Source organism: Siccibacter turicensis LMG 23730 (assembly GCF_000463155.2).
GTDB classification, from domain to species: Bacteria; Pseudomonadota; Gammaproteobacteria; order Enterobacterales; family Enterobacteriaceae; genus Siccibacter; species Siccibacter turicensis.
The window spans coordinates 68,773-87,417 of record NZ_AWFZ01000028.1 but is presented as its reverse complement, the minus strand read 5'-3'; the positions used below and the strand labels follow the sequence as shown (position 1 = coordinate 87,417).

19 protein-coding genes are annotated in these 18,645 nt (G+C 61.3%); 6 read left to right on the top strand and 13 right to left on the bottom strand.

Annotated elements, in window-relative coordinates:
- Positions 1-5: 5 nt before the first annotated feature.
- A complete protein-coding gene (locus DW58_RS04850; protein WP_412778447.1) occupies positions 6-1,247 on the bottom strand; it encodes an MFS transporter in 1,242 nt (413 codons plus the stop codon).
- A gap of 119 nt (positions 1,248-1,366) precedes the next feature.
- Between DW58_RS04850 and DW58_RS04845 the strand changes: the two genes are divergently transcribed.
- From DW58_RS04845 to bioD, 3 genes are all read left to right on the top strand, one after another.
- The gene (locus DW58_RS04845) at positions 1,367-2,317 is read left to right on the top strand and encodes a LysR family transcriptional regulator (protein ID WP_081713013.1); all 951 of its coding nucleotides are present in this window, start codon (positions 1,367-1,369) and stop codon (positions 2,315-2,317) included.
- Positions 2,318-2,393: 76 nt separating this feature from the next.
- Positions 2,394-3,611 (top strand): sugar metabolism global transcriptional regulator Mlc, encoded by a 1,218-nt coding sequence (gene mlc, locus DW58_RS04840; RefSeq protein ID WP_029592572.1) that lies wholly within the window; start codon positions 2,394-2,396, stop codon positions 3,609-3,611.
- A 126-nt stretch (positions 3,612-3,737) separates the two neighbouring features.
- Positions 3,738-4,415: a dethiobiotin synthase gene (gene bioD, locus DW58_RS04835; protein WP_024562537.1), complete on the top strand. Its 678-nt coding sequence runs from the start codon at positions 3,738-3,740 to the stop codon at positions 4,413-4,415.
- A 138-nt stretch (positions 4,416-4,553) separates the two neighbouring features.
- On the opposite strand, the gene osmV is transcribed toward bioD, so the two are convergent.
- From osmV to DW58_RS04815, 4 genes are read right to left on the bottom strand one after another with little or no spacing between them, the layout of a single operon-like run.
- Entirely contained in the window at positions 4,554-5,702 is a 1,149-nt protein-coding gene (gene osmV / locus DW58_RS04830) for an osmoprotectant ABC transporter ATP-binding protein OsmV (RefSeq protein WP_024548774.1), read from the bottom strand.
- Positions 5,702-6,349: an osmoprotectant ABC transporter permease OsmW gene (gene osmW / locus DW58_RS04825; protein ID WP_024548773.1), complete on the bottom strand. Its 648-nt coding sequence runs from the start codon at positions 6,347-6,349 to the stop codon at positions 5,702-5,704. The genes osmV and osmW overlap by 1 nt, the downstream gene beginning before the upstream one ends.
- Before the next feature lie 9 nt (positions 6,350-6,358).
- Positions 6,359-7,261 carry a glycine betaine ABC transporter substrate-binding protein gene (locus DW58_RS04820; protein ID WP_024548772.1) on the bottom strand — a complete coding sequence of 301 codons (903 nt, stop codon included), beginning with the start codon at positions 7,259-7,261 and terminating at the stop codon, positions 6,359-6,361.
- Between the two features lie 14 nt (positions 7,262-7,275).
- Positions 7,276-7,986: an ABC transporter permease gene (locus tag DW58_RS04815; RefSeq protein WP_024548771.1), complete on the bottom strand. Its 711-nt coding sequence runs from the start codon at positions 7,984-7,986 to the stop codon at positions 7,276-7,278.
- 322 nt (positions 7,987-8,308) lie between these two features.
- Here DW58_RS04815 and DW58_RS04810 point away from each other — a divergent pair, with 322 nt between their 5' ends.
- Positions 8,309-8,644, top strand: a complete 336-nt coding sequence (locus DW58_RS04810) for a GlpM family protein (RefSeq protein WP_024548770.1) — start codon at positions 8,309-8,311, stop codon at positions 8,642-8,644.
- Positions 8,645-8,673: 29 nt separating this feature from the next.
- On the opposite strand, the gene dmsD is transcribed toward DW58_RS04810, so the two are convergent.
- The 6 genes from dmsD to DW58_RS04780 all read right to left on the bottom strand — a co-directional run bounded on the left by dmsD (position 8,674) and on the right by DW58_RS04780 (position 16,337).
- Entirely contained in the window at positions 8,674-9,312 is a 639-nt protein-coding gene (gene dmsD, locus DW58_RS04805; RefSeq protein ID WP_051195565.1) for a Tat proofreading chaperone DmsD, read from the bottom strand.
- A 4-nt stretch (positions 9,313-9,316) separates the two neighbouring features.
- The gene (locus DW58_RS04800) at positions 9,317-10,174 is read right to left on the bottom strand and encodes a dimethyl sulfoxide reductase anchor subunit family protein (RefSeq protein ID WP_024548768.1); all 858 of its coding nucleotides are present in this window, start codon (positions 10,172-10,174) and stop codon (positions 9,317-9,319) included.
- Between the two features lies 1 nt (position 10,175).
- Complete coding sequence (locus DW58_RS04795) at positions 10,176-10,793, bottom strand: DMSO/selenate family reductase complex B subunit (RefSeq protein ID WP_024548767.1); 618 nt, start codon at positions 10,791-10,793, stop codon at positions 10,176-10,178.
- A 10-nt stretch (positions 10,794-10,803) separates the two neighbouring features.
- On the bottom strand, positions 10,804-13,239 hold the full coding sequence (dmsA, locus tag DW58_RS04790; RefSeq protein WP_024548766.1) for a dimethylsulfoxide reductase subunit A: 2,436 nt from the start codon (positions 13,237-13,239) through the stop codon (positions 10,804-10,806).
- A gap of 166 nt (positions 13,240-13,405) precedes the next feature.
- Positions 13,406-15,838: a selenate/tellurate reductase subunit YnfE gene (ynfE, locus tag DW58_RS04785; RefSeq protein WP_024548765.1), complete on the bottom strand. Its 2,433-nt coding sequence runs from the start codon at positions 15,836-15,838 to the stop codon at positions 13,406-13,408.
- Between the two features lie 196 nt (positions 15,839-16,034).
- Positions 16,035-16,337, bottom strand: coding sequence for a DUF1161 domain-containing protein (locus DW58_RS04780; protein ID WP_024548764.1), 303 nt, complete (start codon positions 16,335-16,337; stop codon positions 16,035-16,037).
- Positions 16,338-16,444: 107 nt separating this feature from the next.
- Here DW58_RS04780 and DW58_RS04775 point away from each other — a divergent pair, with 107 nt between their 5' ends.
- Entirely contained in the window at positions 16,445-17,155 is a 711-nt protein-coding gene (locus DW58_RS04775) for a YnfC family lipoprotein (RefSeq protein ID WP_024548763.1), read from the top strand.
- Positions 17,156-17,171: 16 nt separating this feature from the next.
- On the opposite strand, the gene speG is transcribed toward DW58_RS04775, so the two are convergent.
- Both speG and DW58_RS04765 read right to left on the bottom strand, forming a co-directional pair.
- Positions 17,172-17,729 carry a spermidine N1-acetyltransferase gene (gene speG, locus DW58_RS04770; RefSeq protein ID WP_024548762.1) on the bottom strand — a complete coding sequence of 186 codons (558 nt, stop codon included), beginning with the start codon at positions 17,727-17,729 and terminating at the stop codon, positions 17,172-17,174.
- 46 nt (positions 17,730-17,775) lie between these two features.
- Positions 17,776-18,126 (bottom strand): DUF1283 family protein, encoded by a 351-nt coding sequence (locus DW58_RS04765; protein ID WP_024548761.1) that lies wholly within the window; start codon positions 18,124-18,126, stop codon positions 17,776-17,778.
- Positions 18,127-18,245: 119 nt separating this feature from the next.
- Between DW58_RS04765 and DW58_RS04760 the strand changes: the two genes are divergently transcribed.
- Positions 18,246-18,572 carry a YnfA family protein gene (locus DW58_RS04760; RefSeq protein ID WP_024548760.1) on the top strand — a complete coding sequence of 109 codons (327 nt, stop codon included), beginning with the start codon at positions 18,246-18,248 and terminating at the stop codon, positions 18,570-18,572.
- Positions 18,573-18,645: the final 73 nt, after the last annotated feature.

Sequence of the window (18,645 nt, the reverse complement as noted above, 5' to 3'; positions counted from 1 at the left end):
TTTTTTTAGGCCGCCCGGTGTTGCAGGCGGCGACCCACCAGCAGGGCAAGCACCAGCAACACGCCGATAAAACCTGCCACCCCGTGCCAGCCGTAGTCGTGCCAGAAGAACCCGCCGGTGGTGCCCGCGAGGCTCGATCCCAGATAGTAGCTGAACAGATAGAGCGACGACGCCTGCCCCCTGGCGCGCCGCGCCCGTACCCCAATCCAGCTGCTCGCCACCGAGTGCGCCCCGAAGAAGCCCGCCGAGAACAGCAGCATCCCGGCAAAGATCGGCCCCAGCGACGAGAACAGCGTGAGCAGCATGCCGCCGAGCATCATGCCGATGAACCCCAGCAGCACCGGGCCACGCCCGTAGCGCACCGTCATCGCCCCGGCTTTTGGCGAGCTCCAGGTGCCGGTGAGGTAGGCCACGGACAGCAGGCCCACCACCGCCTGGCTGAGATGCCACGGCGAGAGCATCAGGCGATAGCCGATGTAGTTGAACAGCGTGACGAACGCCCCCATCAGCAGGAAGCCTTCGGCAAACAGCAGCGGCAGACCGGCATCGCGCCAGTGCAGGCGGAAGTTGATCGCCAGGTTTTTCGGCCGCAGCGAAAGTGGCCGGAAGTGGCGCGAGGCTGGCAGGATTTTCCAGAACATCAGCGCCGAGGCGAGGGCGAAGCAGCCGATGGCCGCCACCGCGACGCGCCAGCTGAACAGATCGGTAATCACCCCGCTCAGCAGACGGCCGCTCATGCCGCCGATGGAGTTACCGCTGATGTAGAGCCCCATGGAGAAGGCCACCACGCTGGGGTGCATCTCTTCGCTTAACCAGGTCATGCCCACCGCGGCAACGCCGCTGAGCGACAGGCCGATCAGGGCGCGCATTGCCAGAATGCCGTGCCAGCTGGTCATCATGGTGGAGAGCAGGGTGCAGACCGAGGCCAGCAGCAGGGCGGTCACCATTACCGATTTACGCCCGACGGCATCGGACAGCGGCCCGGTGATGAGCAGGCCGAGCGCCAGCATCAGGGTGGAGATTGACAGCGACAGACTGCTGGCCGGTGCCGAAATACCGAACTCCTGGGAGAGCACCGGCAGGATCGGCTGCACGCAGTAGAGCAGGGCGAAGGTGGCAAGCCCGGCGGAAAACATCGCCAGCGTGACGCGCATAAACGTCGGGGTACCGCGTTTGATAAAGAGGACCGAAGGGGGGGAAAGCGGTGCGTCAGCCTCGCGGGTCGGAGCGGGGGTGACGTCAGACAGACGACTCACGGTTACATCCTGTGCTGTAGGCCCGCGCGGCGGGCAAGATGATGAATAGCGTAGAAAAACCGGTGTTATCTGTCTAATATATTAATAATCTCAAATAATATGTTTAACATATGAATATCGAACTGCGTCATTTACGCTATTTCGTGGCGGTGGCCGAGGAGCTGCATTTTGGCCGCGCCGCCGCCCGGCTGAACATCTCCCAGCCGCCGCTGAGCCAGCAGATCCAGCAGCTTGAGCAGGAGATTGGCGCCTGCCTGCTGGCGCGCACCCGTCGCAGCGTCAGCCTGACCCCGGCCGGAACGCAGTTTCTTGCCGACAGCCGTCAGGTTCTCAGCCAGGTTGAGGCCGCCGCCACCCGCGCAGCGCGGCTGCACCAGGGCGAGACCGGGGAGCTGCGCATCGGTTTTACCTCTTCTGCGCCGTTTATCAAGCCCGTTTCCGACAGCCTGTCGGCCTACCGCCAGCGCTACCCCGACGTGCATATCCAGACGCTGGAGATCAATACCCGGGCGCAGATTGGCCCGCTGAACGACGGCGCGCTGGACCTCGGGCTGATGCGCAATACCGCGCTGCCGGCATCCCTGGCGTGGCAGCTGATTCTGCGCGAGCCGCTGCTGGCGATGGTCCCGCGCGACCACCCGCTGGCGGCGCAGCCGACCGTCTCTCTGCGCCAGCTCGCCAGCGAACCCTTCGTGTTCTTTGACCCCCACGTGGGCACCGGGCTGTACGATGATATTCTCGGGCTGCTGCGCCGCTATGGGCTGTCGCCCTACATCACCCAGGAGGTGGGCGAAGCGATGACCATCATCGGCCTGGTGGCGGCCGGGCTCGGGGTATCGATTCTGCCCGCGTCGTTTCAGCGGGTGCAGCTGGAGGAGATGCGCTGGGTGCCCATCGAGGAGCCGGACGCGGTATCGGAGATGTGGCTGGTGTGGCCCGCGCACCGCGAGCGCAGCCAGGCGGCGGAGCGGTTTGCCGCCCTGGTCACCGAGGCGGCCTTTTCGCTCAATCCCGCAGCAGCCGCCGCACAAAAATGTGCGTTAAATCACAAGCCTGGGTAAAAAGTTGACGGCGGCTGGTCAAGTGTTTCACCATAGCTAAAAATTTATTTCGAAGCGTGAAAATAAGGGAGTTACCGTGGGTGCTGATAGCCAGCCTGGGCACATCGATCAGATCAAGCAGACGAACGCTGGGGCGGTTTACCGTCTGATCGATCAGACGGGCCCGGTGTCACGTATCGACCTTTCCCGGCTCGCACAGCTGGCACCGGCGAGCATCACCAAAATCGTACGCGAGATGCTTGAAGCGCACCTGGTCCAGGAGACCGAAATCCAGGAGCCGGGCAGCCGCGGGCGTCCGGCGGTGGGGCTGATGGTGGAAACCCAGGCCTGGCATTTTCTGTCGGTGCGCATTAACCGCGGCGAGATAAACCTCGCGCTGCGCGATCTCAGCAGCCAATTGGTGGTGGAGGAGCAGCTCGACCTGCCGCTGGAGGATGACACGCCGTTTCTGGATCGCATCGTCAACCACGTCGACCACTTCTTCATTCGTCACCAGCAAAAGCTGGAACGCCTGACCGCCATCGCCATTACGCTGCCCGGCGTGATTGATACCGAGCGCGGCATCATCCACAGCATGCCGTTCTATTCGGTGCAGAGCGTGCCGCTCGGCGAGGCGCTGGAGGCGCATACCGGCGTGCCGGTCTTTATCCAGCACGATATCAGCGCCTGGACCATGGCCGAAGGGCTGTTCGGCGCCTCACGCGGCGCGCGCGACGTGATTCAGGTGGTGATTGACCACAACGTCGGCGCCGGGGTGATCACCGACGGACGCCTGCTGCACGGTGGGAGCAGCAGCCTGGTCGAGATCGGCCACACGCAGGTCGATCCCTACGGCAAACGCTGCTACTGCGGCAACCACGGTTGCCTGGAAACCATTGCCAGCATCGATAGCGTGCTGGAGCTGGCGCAGCAGCGCATGAGCCAGTCCATGAGCTCCATGCTGCACGGCACGCCGCTGACCGTCGAATCCCTGTGTGAGGCGGCCCGCCAGGGCGATCTGCTGGCGCGCGACATCATCGTCGGGGTCGGCACTAACGTTGGACGTATCCTGGCGATCATGGTCAACCTCTTTAATCCGCAGAAAATCCTTATCGGCTCGCCGCTCAATCTGGCGTCGGACGTGCTGTTCCCGGCGATTAGCGCCTGCATCAATCAGCAGGCCTTACCCGCCTACAGCCGCAACACCTTCGTCGAAGCCACTCACTTCTCCAACCGCGGCACCATGGCCGGTGCGGCGCTGGTCAAAGAAGCGCTTTATAACGGAACCCTGCTGATCCGGCTGTTACAGGGATAATGAATTTTCCGGCGATCCCGGAAAAATTGCGCTAACGCAAGCCCGGCCTGTGGGTCCTGTCGTAGACTTTCGCCACTGAATTATTCTCATTATGTATATTTCAAGAGCATAACCGTGGAGTGAGTGATGCTTAAGCGTTTCTTTATTACTGGAACCGATACCTCGGTAGGGAAGACGGTCGTGTCGCGCGCGTTGCTGCAGGCACTGGGGTCCAGCGGCAGCCGCGTGGTGGGCTACAAGCCCGTCGCCAAAGGCAGCACGGAGACGCCGGACGGGCTGCGCAACAAAGACGCGCTGGTGTTGCAGAGCGTGTCCTCCATCGATTTATCCTATAGCGCCATCAATCCCATCGCCTTCAGCGAGGAGGAGAGCAGCGTCGCGCACAGCTGCCCGATTAACTACTCTCTGCTTTCGGACGGGCTGGCGACGCTGAGCGGCCTGGCGGACTACGTGGTGGTGGAAGGGACCGGCGGCTGGCGTAGCCTGATGAACGACCTGCGGCCGCTTTCAGAGTGGGTGGTGCAGGAGCAACTGCCGGTGGTGATGGTGGTGGGGATACAGGAGGGCTGTCTGAACCACGCCCTGCTGACCGCGCAGGCGATCACCAGCGACGGCCTGCCGCTGATGGGCTGGGTGGCGAATCGCATCAATCCGGGCCTGGCGCACTATGCCGAAGTGATTGACGTGCTCAGCAAAAAGCTCTCGGCACCGCTTATCGGCGAGCTTCCCTATCTGCCGCGCGCCGAGCAGCGCGAGCTGGGGCAGTACATCAATCTGCCGCTGCTGGAGCGCTGTTGGGGGTAGGGCGTAAGCCCGATGTTACGGGAATAATGGCGGGAACAGGGGTTAGCGTGCGTTGAACGCGTGACTCCTGTCGGATAACGTTATTTCGGTGCAGTCGTTGACCCTCTCCCGGCGGGAGAGGGTTAGCATGAAGGGTAGTCAGACGTCGCTCTGAATATTCAGCGCCCGGCGCGTACGGCCAGAGCTGAGGTAGTCGGCGATATAATCCTGAGAAATCTCCCCGCTGTAGCGCCCCTCGTCATCGACGATGGGCATCCACACCGTATTACTCTCATACAGACGCGACAGCACCACGCGCAGGTTGTCCTCCGCCCGGCCGGTCACGCGGAACGGGTGCAGAATATCACCGCAGCTCCCGGCGGCACCGCGCGCTTCGCGACGCTTCACAAACCCGAGCGGTTTTCCGTCCTCATCCACCACGGTAATTGAGCGCATATCGTTGTCGTCCATGACGGCAAACGCCTCGGCCAGCGGGGTGGCGGTGCGCACGGTCAGGGTCGGCTGCGCCTCGGTCACGTCCCCAGCCTGTACCAGCAGCAGGCGTTTCAGGGTGCGGTCCTGGCCCACAAAGGTGCCGACAAACTCGTTCGCCGGTTTCGCCAGCAGCTCATCCGGGCTGGCGCACTGCACGATTTTACCCTGACGGAACACCGCGATGCGGTCGCCCAGCTTCAGCGCTTCGTCGATATCGTGGCTCACCAGCAGCACGGTTTTCTTCAGCTTGCGCTGCATCTCCAGAAACTCGTTCTGAATCGCTTCGCGGTTGATCGGGTCTACCGCGCCAAAAGGTTCATCCATTAGCAGCACCGGCGGATCCGCCGCCAGGGCGCGGATCACCCCGATACGCTGCTGCTGCCCGCCGGAAAGCTCTTTCGGGTAGCGGTGCAGATAGTGTTTCGGGTCGAGCGCCACCATCTCCATCAGCTCGGTGGCGCGGGCCTTGCAGCGCGCTTTATCCCAGCCCAGCATGCGCGGCACCACGGTGATGTTCTCTTCAATGGTCATGTTCGGGAACAGGCCAATCTGCTGGATCACGTAGCCGATATTGCGGCGCAGCGTCACGGTATCCATGTCGCTGGTGTCCTCGCCGTTAATCAGGATTTTACCGCTGGAGGCGGGGATCAGGCGGTTAATCATTTTCAGGGTGGTGGTTTTTCCGCAGCCGGAGGGGCCAAGCAGCACGCAGATCTCCCCCTGCGGCACCGTCAGGCTGACGTTATCCACCGCGTTGACCTTCTGGCCATTCTTCTGGACAAACTGCTTCGTTAAATTCTCGAGTGTAATCATTATCGAATCCCCTTCGGTGTCAGCAGAACCTGCAGACGGTGGAGTAACCAGTCCAGCACAATCGCCAGTAAACAAATCATCACCGCACCGGCGATAAGCATACGAATGTCGCTCCCGCCGATGCCGTTAAGCAGCAGCAGGCCAAGCCCGCCCGCGCCAATCACCGCCGCAATCGCCATGACGCCGATGTTCATCACCACCGCGGTACGGATGCCGCCGAAAATCACCGGCAGGGCCATGGGTATTTCCACCCAGCGCAGGCGCTGCCAGAAGGTCATGCCGATGCCGCGCCCGGCTTCGCGCAGCCCGCCTGGCAGGCTGTCGAGGGCGATAAAGGTGTTGCGCATAATCGGCAGCAGTGAATAGAGGAAGACCGCGGTGATAGCTGGCAGGGCGCCAATACCGTGACCGATCAGCGAAAACAGCGGAATCATCAGGCCGAACAGGGCGATGGACGGGATGGTCAACAGAATCGTTGCCAGGCCCAGCACCGGTGACGCCAGCCATTTGTGGCGGGTGATCAGAATACCGAGCGGCACGCCGGTGACGATCGCCATGCCCACCGCCAGCAGCACCAGCCACAGGTGCTGGAAGGTCAGGCTCGCCAGATAAGGCGCGTTGTCCATCATGTAGTGAATGGTATCCATAATGCCTCCTTACAAGAGCCCGTTTTCACGCAGAAAGTCGCGGGCGACCTGTTGCGGCGTCTGGTGATCGATATCGACTTTGGCGTTCAGGGTGGTGATCGCCTCGTTGGTAAGCTTGCCTGACAGGGTGTTAAGCGCCTCGGCAAGGCCGGGGTTGGCATCCAGCGTGTCCTTGCGCACCACCGGTGTGACCGCATAGCTCGGGAAAAAGCCTTTATCATCTTCCAGCACTTTCAGGTCGAAGCCTTTCACGCGCCCGTCGGTGGCGTAGACCAGGCCTGCCTCAACGAAACCGTCGCGGATGGCGTTGTACACCAGCCCCGGGTCCATCTGGCGGATCTGCGGGCGGTCGAGCGGCATGTTGTAGGCCTTCTGCAGCGGCTTCATGCCGTCGCTGCGCCCGGAAAACTCCAGGTCAAGGCCCAGCATCCAGTTGTTGTCCGGGTCGGTTTTGCGGATGTGCTCAATTTTTTCCACCAGCTGGGACATGGTGGTGATGTTCTCCGCCTCGGCGCGTTTGCGCTGCATGGCGAAGGCGTAGGTGTTGTTCATGTCTGCCGGGTTGAGCCACACCAGACCCAGGCGGGCATCCAGCCGCTTAACGGTCTGGTAGCTCTCTTCCGGGGTCATGCGTTCGTTGATGTGGTTGAAGATAATCAGCGAGGTGCCGGTGTACTCCCAGGTCATGTCCACCTGTTTGTTGATCATGGCGTTACGTGAGATCACCGTGGCGATATTGGTTTTGGGCTGCACCTCGAAGCCTTTTTTCCTCAGGTACTGCACCGTCATGGCCGAGAGAATATGCTGCTCGGTAAAGCTTTTGGTGGCGAGCACCAGCGGCGCCGCCTGCGTCTGACCGGCCAGCAGGGCGAGGGCAGCGACGAGGCCGCACAGGGTCGTTTTAAATGTCATCGCAACGCTCCTTATCAGGCGGTGTGAGGGCTAAGCAGGCGACCAAGCCCGGCCAGCGCCATATCGAGGATCAGGGCGAACAGCGCGGTGGCTGCGGCACCGAGGATCAGCGTCGGGAAATCGTTCAGGTAGATGCCGGGGAAGATCAACTCCCCGTAGCTGCTGGCACCAATCAGGAACGCCAGCGGGGCGGTACCCACGTTAATGGCAGTAGCAATGCGCACGCCGGAGAGGATCACCGGCAGGGCGGCGGGAATTTCTACCTGACGCAGACGCTGGGTGCGCGTCATGCCGATCCCTTTTGCCGCTTCAATAAGCGACGCCGGTACCGCGCACAGGCCGGAGTAGGTGTTGCGCACGATGGGCAGCAGCGAGGCGAGGAACAGCGCCACGATGGCTGGCTTATCGCCAATCCCCACCACCACCATTGCCAGCGCCAGTACGGCCAGCGGCGGCAGCGTGTTACCGACGTTAAAAATCTGCATCACCGGTTCGGCAAAGCGGCGGGCGGCGGGACGGCTCAGCAGGATACCGCTTGGGATCCCCACGGCTAACGCCAGCGCCATAGAGGCAAATACCAGCTTGAGGTGCTGTTGCCCGAGATAAAGCAGGTCTACTTTTCGTGCGCTGATGGTGTCGAGGCCGATACCCCACGCCAGCGCGGCCAGAACGGCGCCGACGAGCAGTACCGCACCGACAGTGCGTTGTAGTAATGAGAGGTGCATTGCTGTTGTCTCCCTGTGCACGGTTTATCGCAACACAGCGTTGCTTTGTTATGCCTTGTGTTGGCAGGGTGCATAGAGCTATAGCAACGTCCCCGGGAGGATTCCAGTTAACGAAGGGCAACAGAGTCAGGGAGGTAGCGCAAATCGGCGGTGCAGCCCTTTAACCATAACGGATTGTTACTATTGTAAAGATTATTCTTAAAAGCGAAGCGCGAGAGTGACGTTGTCACAACAGCTATTTTTTGTACAGTCCAGTTCCGGCGCGGCTTGCCAGCGAATCGGGGTTGTGTCAGGTTGTAAAAACACACCGGAGGAGGAGCGGATGGGACTGGTTATTAAAGCGGCGCTGGGCGCGGCAATCGTGTTGCTGATCGGCGTGCTGTCAAAGAGCAAAAACTACTATATCGCCGGGCTTATCCCGCTGTTTCCCACCTTCGCGCTGATTGCCCACTACATCGTCGCCACCGAACGTAACGTCGAGGCGCTGCGCACCACGGTGATTTTTGGCATGTGGTCGATTATTCCCTATTTCATCTATCTGGCGTCGCTGTGGTACTTCAGCGCGATGATGCGCGTTCCGCTGGCGCTGCTCAGCGCGGTGGCAATGTGGAGCCTTTCGGCCTGGCTGCTGATCGCGCTCTGGACGCGCTTTCACTGAAAAGCCCGCCGGGCGGCGGGCTGGGAAGGTTAGCGGTAGAGCGTTTTTTGCGCCACCGGGAGGAGCATTCCCTGCTGCCAGTCGGCCAGCGTCAGGCGGGTCAGCTCGCCGAGCGCCGCGTAGTACGGGTGCCGGGCGTCGGCGATAAACACCTCAAGAAAACGACCGGACCAGGGCAGCAGGTGCCAGGCGAGCAGCTCATCGAGCGTTGTCTCCCGGCCCTGCTCCGCCAGCCAGGCGGCCAGCAGCAACAGAGTACCGATATGGTCGCAGGGCTCGCTGTCGTCAGCGGCACAGGCGATACCGTTTTCGGCCATCCAGTGGCGCAGCGCCAGCATCGACTCGCCAAACAGCACGCTTTCCCGATCGAGCCATACCGATCCCCACGGCGGTGCCGGTAGCGCCCAGGGGCCGATAAACAGCCGCTGCCAGGCCTCCTTCAGCGGCTCGTCTGTGGAGCGCAGCCCAGCCTGCATTTGCGCTACCGTCGGGTTGAGCGTCGGGTGGACAACCGGCCACTGGCTGGCGAAGTCTGCATCCGCCATCAGCTCCAGCACCGGTGCCGCTGACAAGCTGTCCGGGGCGTGGGTAAACAGCGCCCCGAGCAGGCGGCCGGTCAGCGAAATGCTCACCAGACGCGGCGTTTCTACAGGGTGAGTGGCATTCATCATCTTATCCCGCCACCGCCATACCGACGGTCATATGCAGACCGTAAAACACCCCACGGCCAATCATTTCCGCGACCACCACCAGCACAAAGCCGGTAGCCAGCACTGCGGTCTGCGGCTGGCTGCGGCGCACCAGCGGGACGATCCAGCAGGCGAGGCCCAACACCAACAGCGCCATACGCCAGATCTGCAACATGCCATAGTCCGGCACCAGTGTGCTGGCCTGCTGCACCGAGGAGGCAATCGCGGCAAGCGACACGCCCTGCATCAGGGCCGCCCCGATGCTGACCAGCAGCGCCAGCACGCTCACCAGCGCCAGGCGGCTGGTTTTACCGCGATAGCGCGCGGCGCTGAGCAGCGTGGCACCCAGCAGCGGCCCGCCGAGCAGCACCGTCATAAAGAAGCCGAGGGTGGTGTAGCCGGTGTACCAGGTCGGCACGGTGTCAATTTGATACACCAGGGTCATCGCCTGGACGAACACCAGCCCGGCGAGCATGGTGACCACAAGCCACAGCTTGCCGAGGGCCGCCGGCATCTTCCCGAGCACCGTCAGCAGCCACCAGAAGCCGCCCAGGGCGAAGAACAGCGAGCCGCTGGCGATCTCGTTGCTGAGCGCCGACTCCCCGATGCGGTTCAGCGAGTTAAAGGCGCGCAGCGGCGAGCCGAGGTGCATCATCGAGGCGATAAAGCCTGCGCCCATCAGCACCCAGAGGAAAAACATCGCCCGCACGATACGCTGCTGCTGCTCGCTGTTTCTGCCGCACGCCAGCCAGGCACCGCCGGTGACGATGGTGCCGCCCACCACGCACTGGCCCAGAACCGTAAACAGCACCAGCGGCCATTCATGCCATCCGTTACCCATCTCACACCTCCTTCGGATTTGCCAGATAGCCGGTGGTATCCCCGGTCGGGCGGCTGTTGGCGTTGGGTTTAATTACGATGTTTGGTCGGGTGAAGCGCGCGGCTGGCAGCGGCGCGACCTGCGCCAGATCGCCATACTTTTTGCGCAGCTCGTCGATCGGCGCCATGTCCAGCGCGCGCAGTGGGCAGGACTCCACGCAGATCGGCTTTTTGCCGTCGGCCACGCGGCTGTAGCAGCCGTCGCACTTGGTCATATGGCCTTTGGCGGCGTTGTACTGCGGCGCACCGTAGGGGCAGGCCATGTTGCAGTAGCGGCAGCCGATGCACACGTCCTCGTTCACCACCACAAAGCCGTCCTCGCGCTTATGCATCGCCCCGCTCGGGCAGACTTTAGTGCAGGCCGGGTCTTCGCAGTGATTGCAGGCAATGGAGAGGTAGTAGGCGAACACGTTCTGATGCCAGACCCCATTATCCTCCTGCCAGTCGCCGCCCGCATACTCATAGATGCGGCGGAAGCTCACATCCGGGGTGAGATCCTTATAATCCTTACACGCCAGTTCGCAGGTTTTGCACCCGGTGCAGCGGCTGGAATCGATATAGAAGCCATATTGGGTTGTCATCGGTTACTCCTTAGACCTTCGCGACCTGAACCAGGTTGCTGTGAGAGGGGTTGCCCTTGGCCAGCGGCGAGGGTCGCTGGGTGGTCAGCACGTTGATGGAACCGGCACGATCGATACCGTCGCGGTCCGGGTCATACCAGGCGCCTTCGCCGAGCGCCACCACCCCAGGCAGAATGCGCGGCGTCACTTTGGCGGCGATGCGGGCTTCACCGCGATCGTTCCAGATACGCACCCGATCGCCGTTGGCGATACCGCGCTTGCGCGCATCAAGGGGGTTAATCCACATCTCCTGCGGGCAGGCGGCTTTGATCACGTCGACGTTGCCGTAGGTGGAGTGGGTACGCGCCTTGTAGTGGAAGCCGGTGAGCTGCAGCGGATAGTGGGCGCGCAGTGGGTCGTCATAGTGCTCGAACCCGGAGCTGTGGATCGGCAGAGGATGGATGACGTCGCCTGCCGGAAGCTGCCAGCTGGCGGCAATCTCTGCCAGCTGCGCCGAGTAAATTTCGATTTTGCCCGACGGCGTGGTCAACGGGTTGGCGGCCGGATCGGCGCGGAACGCGCGATAGGCGACGTGATGCCCATCGGGATCGCGCTGTTTGAAGATGCCCTGTTTGCGGAAGGTGTCGAAGTCGGGCAGGGCGGGCAGCGCGGCGCGGGACTGTTCATAGAGATGGCGCAGCCAGCCCTCCTGGGTGCGGCCTTCGGTGAAGGCCTGCTCCACGCCCATGCGTTTTGCCAGCTCGCTGGTCATCTCATAGATGGTTTTGCACTCGAAACGCGGGGCGATCGCCTGGTCGGCAAAGATCACGTAGCCCATGTTGCCGCACGAGGCATCAAGCGCGAAGTCCATCTGCTCGGAGGCGGTGCAGTCGGGCAGCAGGATATCGGCGTATTTCGCCGAGGAGGTCATGTGGCAGTCGATCACCACAATCAGCTCGCATTTCTTGTCATCCTGCAAAATATCGTGGGTACGATTGATCTGCGAATGCTGGTTAATCAGACAGTTGCTGGCGTAGTTCCAGACCATTTTGATGGGGACGTCGAGCTTCTCTTTGCCGCGCACGCCGTCGGCCGTGGCGGTCATCGACGGTCCGCGCACGATGGCGTCGGTCCAGGTAAACATCGAAATGCTGGTTTTTACCGGGTTGTCGAGCGTCGGCATCCGTTCAAACGGCAGCTCGTAAGAGCCTTCCCGTGCGCCGCTGTTACCGCCGCTGATCCCGACGTTGCCGGTGAGGATCGGCAGCATGGCGATGGCGCGGGAGACCAGCTCGCCGTTGGAGTGGCGCTGCGGCCCCCAGCCCTGAGCGATAAACGCCGGTTTAGCGCCGGCAATCTCCCGGGCAAGCTTCACAATGCGTGAGGCGGGAATACCGGTGATGCTGGCAGCCCACTCCGGGGTTTTGGCGATGCCGTCCGCGCCCTGGCCGAGGATATATGCCTTGTAGTGGCCGTTGGCCGGTGCCCCCGCGGGCAGGGTTTTCTCGTCGTAGCCGACGCAGTAGTTATCAAGAAATGCCTGATCGACCAGATCCTCGGTAATCATCACCCAGGCCAGGGCTGAGACCAGCGCCGCATCGGTGCCGGGGCGGATCGGGATCCACTCATCTTCGCGACCGGCCCCGGTATCGGTGTAGCGCGGGTCGATAATAATCAGCCGGGCATTGGATTTCTCTCGTGCCTGCTCAAGGTAATACGTTACGCCGCCGCCGCTCATGCGGGTTTCACCGGGGTTATTGCCGAACAGCACTACCAGCTTACTGTTTTCGATATCGGACGGGCTGTTGCCGTCGGCCCAGCCGCCGTAGGTATAGTTGAGCCCCGCAGCGATCTGCGCCGTGGAGTAGTCACCGTAGTGGTTGAGATAGCCGCCGCAGCAGTTCATCAGGCGGGCAATCAGGGTTTTTCCCGGTGGCCATGAGCGAGTCATGGTGCCGCCCAACGTGCCGGTGCCGTAGTTCAGGTAGATGGCTTCGTTGCCGTACTCGCCAATGATGCGTTTCATCTCCCGGGCGAGGGTATCGTAGGCCTCCTCCCAGGTGATGCGTTCAAATTTGCCTTCCCCGCGCGCGCCAACCCGCTTCATCGGGTACTTGAGACGGTCCGGGTTGTAGACGCGACGGCGCATTGAGCGGCCGCGCAGGCAGGCGCGCACCTGGTGCAGGCCGTCATACGCATCGTCGCCGGTGTTGTCGGTTTCCACGTAGCGGATGACGCCGTCTGCAACGTGCATACGCAGCGGGCAGCGGCTGCCGCAGTTGACGGTACAGGCGCTCCACACCGTTTTCTCCTGCGCGGCATTCAGCGCGCTGCCTACCGCGGCCGCGGCGGGGCGCAGACCGAAGGGCAGCGAAACGCCGCCGGCTGCCAGCGCCAGCGCGCCGAGGGCAGTGGATTTCATCAGCGTGCGGCGGCTAATTCCTGCCTGATGGCTCTCTTTCGACATAACTCACTCCATTTACCCCCAAAGGTGGGGGTTAAGTATGATTCTGGCGGGGTAATCATTTTTATATGCCGCTTCGTACGAAGGTGGCCTGTGCATAGTACTCATTAAGAGTTAAGGGTTTTTATGCCATATCAAGTTTGCGGCGGTTAGCCAGACCGCCATGAGTTCAGATCTTCTCGATTTGCACCAGATTGGTGTGCTGCGGGTTGCCTTTGGCGAGGGGCGACGGGCGCTGAGTGGTCAGCACGTTGACGCATCCGCCGCGATCGATGCGGTCGCCGGCCATGTCGGCGTTGTGCCAGGCCCCCTGGCCCATGGCGCTGACGCCGGGCATGATGCGCGGCGTCACTTTGGCCTCAAGCCGCACTTCACCCCGGGCGTTGAACACCCGCACCGGGTCGCCGTTCTCGATGCCGCGCGCGGCCGCGTCGAGCGGGTTGAGCCACACCTCCTGGCGGCAGGCAGCCTGCAGGACATCTAGGTTGCCGTAGGTGGAGTGGGTGCGGGCCTTATAGTGGAAGCCGAACAGCTGTAACGGGTAGTCGGTACGCGCCGGGGAGTCCCAGCCTTCGAAGGTGGAGGCGTAGACCGGCAGCGGACTGATAACCTCATCGGCCTGTAGCTCCCAGCTGGCCGCGATGGTCGCCAGCCGCGCGGAGTAGATTTCGATTTTGCCCGACGGCGTGGCAAGCGGGTTGGCCAGCGGGTCCTCGCGAAACGCTTTATAGGCCACGTAATGCCCGTCCGGATCCTGACGCTTGTAAATCCCCATCGCTTTCAGCGCATCGTAATCCGGCAGGTCCGCGTCCCGGGCGCGCATTTTCGCGTACAGGTGTTGCAGCCACTGGCTCTGGGTGCGTCCCTCGGTAAAGCGCTGGTGGACCTCCGGCCCGAGGCGTTTCGCCACCTCGCTCATCATCCAGTAGATGGGTTTACGCTCGAATTTGGCACTGGTGGCGGGCTGGGTGAAGATCAGATACCCCATGTTGCCGGCGTAATCGTTGGGGATGATGTCCTCCTGCTCGACGGTCATCAGGTCGGGCAGCAGGATGTCGGCGTACTTCGCCGACGAGGTCATAAAGTTCTCGATCACCACAATCATTTCGCACTGTTTGTCGTCCTGGAGGATGTCGTGGGTGCGGTTGATGTCCGAGTGCTGATTAATGATGGTGTTGCCCGCGTAGTTCCAGATGAACTTGATGGGCACATCCAGCTTCGCTTTGCCGCGCACCCCGTCGCGGGTGGCGGTCATCTCCGGGCCGCGGGCGATGGCATCGGTCCAGCTAAAGCAGGAGATCTGGGTTTTCACCGGGTTTTCCAGCACCGGCATCCGCTCAATGGTGATGGTGTAAGTCGACTCCCGCGCACCGCTGTTCCCGCCGTGAATACCGACGTTGCCGGTGAGGATCGCCAGCATGGCGATGGCGCGCGAGGTCAGTTCGCCGTTCGCCTGGCGCTGCGGCCCCCAGCCCTGACAGATGTACGCCGGTTTCGCACCGGCAATTTCGCGCGCGAGGGTGACGATACGCGCCCGTGGAATGCCGGTTATGCGCGATCCCCAGGCGGGGGTTTTGGCGATGCCGTCCTCGCCCTGGCCCAGAATGTATGCCTTGTAGTGGCCGTTGGCCGGTGCGCCGTCCGGCAGGGTTTTCTCATCGTAGCCAACGCAGTAGCGGTCAAGAAACGCCTGGTCCACCAGGTTCTCATCAATCATGACCCACGCCAGGGCGGCCACCAGCGCCGCGTCGGTGCCGGGGCGAATCGGGATCCACTCATCTTCCCGGCCCGCCGCCGTGTCGGTATAGCGCGGGTCGATAACGATCATGCGCGCCTGCGAGCGTTCCCTTGCCTGTTCAAGATGATAAGTAATTCCACCGCCGCTCATACGCGTTTCGGCCGGGTTATTGCCGAACATCACCACCAGTTGGCTGTTGACGATATCAGAAGTGCTGTTGCCTTCGTTGGTGCCGTAGGTATAGGGCATGGCGCAGGCGATCTGCGCGGTGCTGTAGGTGCCATAGTGGCTGAGAAACCCGCCGTAGCAGTTCATCAGGCGCGCCACCAGCGAGGCATACGGCGAGGAGCGGGTGATATTGCCGCCCACCACCCCGGAGGTGTAGTTGATATACACCGCCTCGTTGCCGTACTGCGCCACCACGTTTTTCAGGCTGTCGGTGACAAGGTTCAACGCCTCATCCCAGGAGATGCGCACGAATTTACCTTCCCCACGCGCGCCGACGCGTTTCATCGGGTAGTTAAGGCGGTCGGGATGGTTGATACGACGGCGAATCGAGCGCCCGCGCAGGCACGCACGCACCTGGTGATCCCCATAGCGATCGAGCCCGGTATTGTCGGTTTCGACCTGCACCACGGTGTCGTTGCGCACGTGCAGCCGCAGCGCGCAGCGGCTGCCGCAGTTAACCGAGCAGGCGCCCCAGACCACCTTGTCCTGGTCAGGGGATAACGACGCGTCCACGGCGGCAGCAAGCGGGCTGAAGCCGAAGGGTAACGCCACGCCGCCTGCGGCCAGCGCCAGGCCACCGAGAGTAGTGGTGGTGAGGAATGTGCGACGGCTGATACCGTCCTGAGAATATGACATGGCTCGCTCCCTGACCGGGTCGCCTGCTGCGCAGGGCAACGCTATGGTGAGAAAAATGAAAACATTAGCGTGCTAATGATCGATGCTGAGCGAGTGTTACCCACAATGGAGTACAAAACCTTAATGTCGGTCAATTTAGGGGGAGAGAGCAAACGGGCGGGGGAAATAAATCGGGCGCCGAAGCGCCCGTAAAAAATTACTGTGGTTCGCTGGACGTGGCGTCCTGGGTACCAGCACCGCTCACCGGATAGTTACCGCTGCTGGTGCGGGTATAAAGAATCTTTTGCGTGTCGTTGGCGCAGTGCCCAACGACCTGCGCATCAGGCTGGTCGGCCTGATCGTTAGGGACGATGGAGAGCGTGAAGCCGGTTTCCGGCACGCCATTATTGATAATACGCGATGAGATATCCGCCTTTACTCGTTCGCAGGAACTGGTCGCGGCAAAAGCCGGGCCAGAGGCCATTAAAACCAGTGCGCTTACCCAGAGTGCTGATTTCATTATCCGCTCCTTACGCATGTTGTCGTCGATTAAGCATAGCATTCATAGTGTAAATAGTTGTATTTGCTTATATCATTCCGCCTACTTTCGGAAAACTGGACAGTATTGTGAAAAAGTTAATCGTTCTGGCAATGGTTTCCGCCGTGCTGGCGGGCTGCGACGATGCGCCTGCCCCTGACGCCTTTACCCCGGAAATGGCGAGCTTTTCGAATGAATTTGATTTCGATCCGCTGCGCGGGCCGGTAAAGGATTTCAGTCAGACGCTGATGAATGAAGAGGATAAGGTCGCGCTGCGCGTTACCGGAACGCTCTCTAAAGAGGGGTGCTTCGAGACCCTGGATTTCCACGACGTGGAGAGCAATACCGGCGCGTCGCTGGTGCTGAATGCCAACTTCTATCTGGACTCCATGACTCAGGAGAAGCGGGTGAAGCTGCAGGGCAAATGCCAGCTTGCCGAGCTGTCGGGCACCGGTCTGGTGTATGAAACCGACGACAAGGGATTTGTGGTCGCCGCGCGCAACAGCGATGCGGAGATCCGCTATCGCTATGACAGCGAAGGCTATCCGCTGGGCCGCACGGCGAAAAGCAAAGACAAAGAGCTGTCGGTGGAAGCCACCGTGTCGTCAGACGCGCATAAAAAGCATGACTACACGGCGGAAACCACGCTGAACGGCGAGGTGGTGGGGCGCGCGAATCAGAGCTGCCGCTACGACAGCCACTTCAACCCGGTGAGCTGCGAGCTGGTGATGACGGATGTCTCTGTCACCCCCAACAAAGTGCAGAAGTTCACCATCAAAAACATCATTAACTACTACTAAGCGCGACGCCGCGCAGCTACTGCGCGGTGGGCTTTAGCAGGCTGCCGGCGGTTTTATGCTCCGCCAGATACTGATGCTGGAAAATACACATCCGGATGGTGTTGCGGTATTCGCCGTTGATAAAGAATTCGTGGATCAGCTCGCCCTCTACCATAAAGCCCAGCTTGCGGTAGATGTGGATCGCTTTCTCGTTCTCTTTATCGACGATGAGATAGAGCTTATAGAGGTTGAGCACGGTAAAGCCGTAGTCCATCGCCAGCTTCGCGGCGCGTGAGGCAAGGCCTTTGCCCTGGTGCTCCGGCGAAATGATGATCTGAAATTCGGCCCGGCGATGCACGTGGTTGATCTCCACCAGTTCGACCAGACCGGCTTTGTCGCCGTCGCACTCCACCACGAAGCGGCGCTCGCTCTGGTCATGGATGTGCTTATCGTAGAGATCGGAAAGCTCGACAAACGCCTCGTAAGGCTCTTCAAACCAGTAGCGCATCACGCTGGCATTGTTATCGAGCTGGTGGACGAAGCGCAGGTCTTCGCGCTCCAGCGGACGGAGTTTTACGTTGAGTTGCGGGGACATGATTCATCCTGAAAAGCAGGCTCCGGGTGGAGCCTGAACGCTAATGTTACGGGGTGATGGTACGACCGGTGCGGCGGTCAAGACAGCGCAGGGTGTTGTTTTCCCAGTACGCGTTGACGTTGGCGCTCTGCTGGCACTTGTCGCGCAGATCGAAAGCCACATCGTCTTTATCCCACTCTTTCTCCACGCGGGTATTGACCTTTTTGCGCAGCGAGCGGGTGTCATTCCATTGCTCTTTTTCCATCGCGGCGTGTTGGCGGCTCTGCGCGCTGTCGCCGGACTCAATCACCAGACGGTCGGTATCGGCTTTTACGACCGGGCTAAAAACCAGCGAACCGGCGGCAAAGGCAAGCGGAGCCAGCGCCAGCCAGAGGGATTTGCGAAGGATTGTTTTCATTGCTGATTCCTTTTAGGGTGTTGCGATGCTGTCGGTCGCTTAACCCGGTAATTATATCACCGCCCACCGCAGGCCGACAGCGCCAGCCGGTTACAAATTATTCACCCTGAAGGTTCACCATGATCAAAACCACGCTGCTGTTTTTTGCCACCGCGCTTGCCGAAATCGTCGGCTGCTATCTGCCCTGGCTATGGCTCAAGCGCGGCCACACGCCGCTGCTGCTGATCCCCGCCGTGCTGTCATTAATGCTGTTCGTCTGGCTGCTGACGCTGCATCCGGCGGCGAGCGGGCGCGTCTACGCCGCCTATGGCGGGGTCTACGTCTGCGCCGCGCTGGCCTGGCTGCGGGTGGTGGACGGCGAAAAACTCACCGTCTGGGACTGGACCGGTGCCGGCGTGGCGCTGTGCGGCATGCTGATTGTGGTGGCCGGGTGGGGGCGCAGCTAAGCGGGTAAAGTGTGACCGCGCACGATTTTCTGTGATCTTATACTTGTATGGTAGTAGCGCAGTTGCGTAAATT